The organism is Enterococcus sp. DIV1420a (assembly GCF_051712165.1).
Lineage (GTDB): Bacteria > Bacillota > Bacilli > Lactobacillales > Enterococcaceae > Enterococcus > Enterococcus faecalis.
Window position 1 is genome coordinate 931016 of record NZ_JBIOOI010000001.1, and the last position, 6485, is coordinate 937500.

Sequence of the window (6485 nt, forward strand, 5' to 3'; positions counted from 1 at the left end):
AATGGAAGATTATTTAGTAAAAGCCCTTTGTTATAAAGGTTCAATACGAGCATATGCCATCAGTGCCACTGAAACTGTTAGTGAAGCGCAAAGAAGACATGATACATGGAGTTCTTCTACCGCAGCGTTAGGACGCACATTGATTGGAGCCCTTTTACTAGGAGCGACTTTAAAAGGTGACGATAAATTAACTGTAAAAGTACAAGGAAATGGCCCAGCTGGCGCTATAATTGTTGATAGTAATGGCCGTGGAGAAACAAAAGGCTACATTAAAAATCCACATGTCAGCTTAAAGTTGAATGCAACAGGTAAAATTGATGTACGTGGTGCTGTCGGTAACGAAGGAATTTTCACAGTCATTAAAGATTTAGGATTAAAAGAAACCTTTTCTGGACAAACACCTATTGTTTCTGGTGAAATCGGTGAAGACTTTACATATTTTATGGCGGTCTCTGAACAAGTTCCTTCAGCTATCGGTTTAGGTGTATTGGTGGACACGGATGAATCTGTGAAAGCAGCCGGTGGTTTTATGATTCAAGTAATGCCAGGTGCCGATGAAAGTACCATTGATTTTATTGAACAGCGTCTAGCGGAAGTGCCACCGATTTCACAATTACTAGAAAATGGAGAAACACCTGAACAAGTCTTGTATCGCTTATTGGGAGAAGACGAAGTAGAAATTTTAGAAAAAATGCCTGTACAATTTAAATGTGACTGTTCCAAAGAAAAATTTGCGACCGCTTTGATTGCTGTTGGGATCGATGAATTAAATGCGATGATTGATGAAGATCATGGAGCAGAAGCAGTTTGTCAATTCTGTAACAATAAATATCACTATAGTGAAGAAGAATTAATTGAACTTCGCGATGAAGCGATTCGCAATACGAAACAAAAGTAGGAGGAAAGACTATGTGGAAAATTGGAGACGTTGAAATCCCCAACCGTGTTGTCGTAGCTCCGATGGCGGGTATTAGTAACGCCGCTTTTCGTGTGACTGTAAAAGAATTTGGCGCAGGATTAGTCGTTTGTGAAATGATTAGTGACAAAGGAATTAAATTAAGAAACAAAAAAACCTTAGAAATGCTATATATTGATGAGCGAGAATATCCTTTAAGTGTACAAATTTTTGGTGGAGATAAAGAAACATTAGTGGAAGCTGCTAAGTTTGTGGAAGAAAATACGCAAGCGGCGATTATTGATATTAACATGGGTTGCCCTGTCAATAAAATAATTAAAGCTGAAGCTGGTGCGAAATGGTTGCTGGATCCGAATAAAGTGCATGAGATGGTTCACGCAGTCTCTTCGGCAGTTTCTTTGCCTGTCACTGTAAAAATGCGAACAGGCTGGGATGAAGATCATCTATATGCTGTAGACAACGCTTTGGCTGCCGAACAAGCAGGCGCTTCGGCAATTGCTATGCATGGTCGGACACGTGTCCAAATGTACGAAGGGACAGCCAACTGGGACGTTTTAAAGGAAGTGAAAAAGCATTTAACCATTCCTTTTATGGGAAATGGCGATGTCAAAACGCCTGAAGATGCTAAACGCATGTTAGAATATGTTGGAGCGGATGGTGTGATGATTGGTCGAGCTGCTTTGGGCAATCCTTGGATGATTCAACGGACGAAAGAATACTTGGAAACGGGCGAATTGATGCCTGAGCCTTCACCAGCTGAAAAAATCAATATTGCAAAAGTTCATTTACAACGATTAGTGGATTTAAAAGGCGAAAAAATTGCGGTCCGTGAGTTTCGCCAACATGCTTCTTACTATCTAAAAGGAATCTCGCGAGCAGCCAAAGTCAAAGTTGCGATTAACCAAGTTGAAACACAACAAGCAGTTGTCGATTTACTTGATGCCTTTGTAGAGAAGATTTCCAAAGTTGCTGTAACTACTATAGAAGAATAAAAAATTCAAGCCGAAAGTAAAATTCGGCTTGCTTTTTTTCGAATTACTGTGGCATTATTAGGATAGGTTAAAATCAAGAATGGAGGAACAACAGTGGCAGAAGAACAACAAGCGCATTTAGAGGATTTAAATGATCAAATGCTCGTGCGCCGCGAAAAAATGGAAGCTTTACGTGAAGAAGGGATTGATCCTTTCGGTAAACGTTTCGATCGCACTCATAATTCAGCAGAACTTCATGAACAATATGATAATCATACAAAAGAAGAACTTAGTGAAATGAATACAGAAGTCAGCGTTGCTGGACGTATGATGACAAAACGTGGTAAAGGAAAAGCTGGTTTCGCCCATTTGCAAGACCGTGAAGGCCAAATTCAAATTTATGTTCGGAAGGACCAAGTTGGAGACGAAGCCTATGAACTATTTAAACATGCTGACTTAGGCGACTTCTTTGGTGTGACAGGTCAAGTAATGAAAACCAATACGGGGGAAGTTACTGTTAAAGCTCAAACAATTACGTTATTAACTAAAGCTTTGCGTCCATTGCCAGATAAATACCATGGATTAACGAATGTGGAACAACGTTATCGTCAACGCTATTTGGATTTAATCAGTAACAAAGAAAGCTTTGATCGTTTCATGAAACGCAGTCAAATTATTAGCGAAATCCGTCGTTATCTAGATGGCAATGGCTATGTCGAAGTAGAAACGCCTGTCTTGCATAACGAAGCAGGAGGAGCTGCTGCTCGTCCATTTATCACACACCATAATGCATTAGATATGGACTTATACTTACGCATTGCCCTAGAGTTACATTTAAAACGTTTAATTGTCGGTGGCATGGAAAAAGTATATGAAATTGGTCGTGTCTTCCGTAATGAAGGAATCGATACCACTCATAACCCAGAATTTACAATGCTAGAAGCTTATACCGCTTATACTGATTATCAAGATGTGATGGATTTAACAGAGGGAATTATTCGTAATGCTGCGGAAAAAGTCTTAGGAACTACTGATATCACGTACGATGGTCAAGCGGTTGACTTAGGAAGTCCTTTCAAACGTCTACACATGGTAGATGCGGTCAAAGAACAAACGGGCGTAGATTTTTGGCAAGAGATGACGATAGAAGAAGCCCGTGCGTTGGCTAAAGAACATAATGTTGAAATTACAGATGCCATGACAGTCGGTCATATCATTAATGAATTTTTCGAAACATTTGTAGAAGATACGTTGCAACAACCAACATTTATTTATGGTCACCCAGTCGCTGTTTCACCATTAGCGAAGAAAAATCCAGAAGATGGTCGTTTCACTGACCGCTTTGAACTATTTATTATCGGAAAAGAGTTTGCTAATGCATTTACAGAATTAAATGATCCAATTGACCAACGTGAACGTTTTGAAGAACAAGAAAAAGAACGGGAACAAGGAAATGATGAAGCACACGGAGTAGATGAAGATTTCATCGAAGCCTTAGAATATGGCTTGCCACCAACCGGAGGATTAGGTATTGGGATTGATCGACTAGTTATGTTATTAACCGATGCACAATCAATTCGTGATGTCTTGCTATTCCCAACAATGAGATAAAAAAAGATGCCTTAAGGGCATCTTTTTTTTGTATTCGCAAAAAATTAAATAAAAAAAGAATAGAAAAACAATTGAAACCAATTCTTTTTTTCTAAAAAAATCGAAGATGGGTAATAAAAAGAATGGGTAATCTGATAAAAAAACGAACTTTATCTAATCGGATAAGAAAGAATAATCGGTATTGAAAAAAAGTTTAAAAAAAGTGAAAATAATGATTGACCAATGCTTGAAATCTTGGTATATTATTACATGTCGCAAGGCGAGTCACACAGCTGAGCGATTCAGAAGTCAATAATTAAATAACAATTCTTGATTTCAAATCTCTCGAAAAAAGTTTGAAAAAACAACAAAAAAGTTGTTGACAAATAACAAACGAGATGATAAGATATAGAAGTTGTCACAACAGACGACAACAACCGAGCAAAACAACTTAAAAAAACTTTTTTAAAAAAGTTCTTGACATTCAAACGAAAGTTTGTTATGATATAAAAGTTGCTGCGAGGTAACGTAGACCTTTGAAAACTGAACAAAGAATAGACGAACCAAATGTGTAGGGCGTCTTGATTCAATTCAAGACAACAAACATTTTTAACAAGCAAGCAATATGCTAGCAAACAAATTGAGCTTAACAATCGCAAGGTTGTTCTAACTTTTATTATGAGAGTTTGATCCTGGCTCAGGACGAACGCTGGCGGCGTGCCTAATACATGCAAGTCGAACGCTTCTTTCCTCCCGAGTGCTTGCACTCAATTGGAAAGAGGAGTGGCGGACGGGTGAGTAACACGTGGGTAACCTACCCATCAGAGGGGGATAACACTTGGAAACAGGTGCTAATACCGCATAACAGTTTATGCCGCATGGCATAAGAGTGAAAGGCGCTTTCGGGTGTCGCTGATGGATGGACCCGCGGTGCATTAGCTAGTTGGTGAGGTAACGGCTCACCAAGGCCACGATGCATAGCCGACCTGAGAGGGTGATCGGCCACACTGGGACTGAGACACGGCCCAGACTCCTACGGGAGGCAGCAGTAGGGAATCTTCGGCAATGGACGAAAGTCTGACCGAGCAACGCCGCGTGAGTGAAGAAGGTTTTCGGATCGTAAAACTCTGTTGTTAGAGAAGAACAAGGACGTTAGTAACTGAACGTCCCCTGACGGTATCTAACCAGAAAGCCACGGCTAACTACGTGCCAGCAGCCGCGGTAATACGTAGGTGGCAAGCGTTGTCCGGATTTATTGGGCGTAAAGCGAGCGCAGGCGGTTTCTTAAGTCTGATGTGAAAGCCCCCGGCTCAACCGGGGAGGGTCATTGGAAACTGGGAGACTTGAGTGCAGAAGAGGAGAGTGGAATTCCATGTGTAGCGGTGAAATGCGTAGATATATGGAGGAACACCAGTGGCGAAGGCGGCTCTCTGGTCTGTAACTGACGCTGAGGCTCGAAAGCGTGGGGAGCAAACAGGATTAGATACCCTGGTAGTCCACGCCGTAAACGATGAGTGCTAAGTGTTGGAGGGTTTCCGCCCTTCAGTGCTGCAGCAAACGCATTAAGCACTCCGCCTGGGGAGTACGACCGCAAGGTTGAAACTCAAAGGAATTGACGGGGGCCCGCACAAGCGGTGGAGCATGTGGTTTAATTCGAAGCAACGCGAAGAACCTTACCAGGTCTTGACATCCTTTGACCACTCTAGAGATAGAGCTTTCCCTTCGGGGACAAAGTGACAGGTGGTGCATGGTTGTCGTCAGCTCGTGTCGTGAGATGTTGGGTTAAGTCCCGCAACGAGCGCAACCCTTATTGTTAGTTGCCATCATTTAGTTGGGCACTCTAGCGAGACTGCCGGTGACAAACCGGAGGAAGGTGGGGATGACGTCAAATCATCATGCCCCTTATGACCTGGGCTACACACGTGCTACAATGGGAAGTACAACGAGTCGCTAGACCGCGAGGTCATGCAAATCTCTTAAAGCTTCTCTCAGTTCGGATTGCAGGCTGCAACTCGCCTGCATGAAGCCGGAATCGCTAGTAATCGCGGATCAGCACGCCGCGGTGAATACGTTCCCGGGCCTTGTACACACCGCCCGTCACACCACGAGAGTTTGTAACACCCGAAGTCGGTGAGGTAACCTTTTTGGAGCCAGCCGCCTAAGGTGGGATAGATGATTGGGGTGAAGTCGTAACAAGGTAGCCGTATCGGAAGGTGCGGCTGGATCACCTCCTTTCTAAGGAATATTACGGAAATACACATTTCGTCTTTACTTTGTTCAGTTTTGAGAGGTCTACTCTCAAAACATTCGTTCATTGAAAACTGGATATTGAAGTAAAAAGAATCAAAACAAACCGAGAACACCGCGTTGAATGAGTTTTTTAATAAGTTCAATTGCTTATTTATTGATTAACCTTCTATCGCTAGAAGAAGTGATCAAGACCCAACCGTAAGGTTGATAAGGTTAAGTGAATAAGGGCGCACGGTGGATGCCTTGGCACTAGGAGCCGATGAAGGACGGGACTAACACCGATATGCTTTGGGGAGCTGTAAGTAAGCTATGATCCAGAGATTTCCGAATGGGGGAACCCAATATCTTTTATAGGATATTACTTTTCAGTGAATACATAGCTGATTAGAGGTAGACGCAGAGAACTGAAACATCTTAGTACCTGCAGGAAGAGAAAGAAAATTCGATTCCCTGAGTAGCGGCGAGCGAAACGGGAAGAGCCCAAACCAACAAGCTTGCTTGTTGGGGTTGTAGGACTCCAATATGGTAGTCTGTTAGTATAGTTGAAGGATTTGGAAAATTCCGCTAAAGAGGGTGAAAGCCCCGTAGACGAAATGCTGACAACACCTAGGAGGATCCTGAGTACGGCGGAACACGAGAAATTCCGTCGGAATCCGCGGGGACCATCCCGCAAGGCTAAATACTCCCTAGTGACCGATAGTGAACCAGTACCGTGAGGGAAAGGTGAAAAGCACCCCGGAAGGGGAGTGAAATAGATC

3 protein-coding genes and 2 rRNA genes (1 of these 5 cut by a window edge) are annotated in these 6485 nt (G+C 42.5%); all 5 read left to right on the plus strand.

Going from position 1 to position 6485, the window contains the following annotated elements; genetic code table 11:
* Window position 1: 1 nt before the first annotated feature.
* Window positions 2-898: an Hsp33 family molecular chaperone HslO gene (gene hslO / locus IGI80_RS04665; protein WP_002359370.1), complete on the plus strand. Its 897-nt coding sequence runs from the start codon at window positions 2-4 to the stop codon at window positions 896-898.
* Between the two features lie 11 nt (window positions 899-909).
* Window positions 910-1908 carry a tRNA dihydrouridine synthase DusB gene (gene dusB / locus IGI80_RS04670; protein ID WP_002356263.1) on the plus strand — a complete coding sequence of 333 codons (999 nt, stop codon included), beginning with the start codon at window positions 910-912 and terminating at the stop codon, window positions 1906-1908.
* A gap of 93 nt (window positions 1909-2001) precedes the next feature.
* Window positions 2002-3498 carry a lysine--tRNA ligase gene (gene lysS / locus IGI80_RS04675; RefSeq protein ID WP_002359372.1) on the plus strand — a complete coding sequence of 499 codons (1497 nt, stop codon included), beginning with the start codon at window positions 2002-2004 and terminating at the stop codon, window positions 3496-3498.
* A 653-nt stretch (window positions 3499-4151) separates the two neighbouring features.
* Window positions 4152-5712, plus strand: a 16S ribosomal RNA gene (locus IGI80_RS04680).
* A gap of 226 nt (window positions 5713-5938) precedes the next feature.
* Window positions 5939-6485: ribosomal RNA gene (locus tag IGI80_RS04685) — 23S ribosomal RNA — on the plus strand; it runs 2366 nt beyond the window's last position.
* Together the 16S and 23S rRNA genes form the textbook arrangement of a ribosomal RNA operon.